The 742-nt window shown below is 48.0% G+C and carries 1 protein-coding gene; it reads left to right on the top strand.

Features of this window, described 5'->3' with window-relative positions; all coding sequences use genetic code 11:
- On the top strand, window positions 1-655 hold a 655-nt coding region (gene gpM / locus A596_RS21625), incomplete at its 5' end, for a phage terminase small subunit (RefSeq protein ID WP_039918840.1).
- Between the last annotated feature and the right edge of the window lie 87 nt (window positions 656-742).

Genomic DNA, 742 nt, shown 5'->3' on the forward strand with positions numbered 1-742 from the left:
AGCCGCTTCTGCGGCTGCTGTAAGTGTCGATGAACCCCAAACCAGTGACGCCTATTTGCTGACAAAAGCCTCACTGCTTGAAGATCGTCGCCGCCTTTCCGATATCAAAAGCATTGAACGCAAAATCGAAGCCAAGCGCGAAATGCTGCCAATCTATGAACCTTACATTACGGGCGTATTGGAAGTCGGAACCGGTGCCAATGACGATGTGTTAATGACAGTCATGATTTGGTATCTGGATATCGGCGATATCGCCAAAGCTATTCCTATTGCGGAATATGCACTCGCACACAATTTGCAATCGCCTGATCAATACCAGCGAAGTGCGGCCACAATTCTCGTAGAAGAAACTGCCGATACCTTGTTGCGTAAAGATATCAAGCCAATCTGGAAAGAAGGCGATATTCAAAACCCGATCAGTGATGATCATCGCGTACAACTTGAATATTTGCAGGTGATTGAAACGCTCACTGCCGAGCATGACATGCATGATCAAGTCAGAGCAAAACTGTACAAAACCATTGGCTATTTGTACGCCGTGCAACGCAATTACGCAGGTGCGTTGGCAATGCTAACTCGCGCATTGGAGTTGGATAAAAATTGCGGCGTTAAAAAAGATATTGAGCGCTTACAGCCAAAAGCTGGTAGCGCATAACCGAGTCGGCCCACGACGTCAGGCGGCGAGAGAGACCGACCAGGTAATTTATTCCCTTGCCGGTTTCTCTCCCACCGCCTTCTTGAA

The organism is Cellvibrio mixtus subsp. mixtus J3-8 (assembly GCF_000766945.1).
Classification (GTDB): domain Bacteria; phylum Pseudomonadota; class Gammaproteobacteria; order Pseudomonadales; family Cellvibrionaceae; genus Cellvibrio; species Cellvibrio mixtus_A.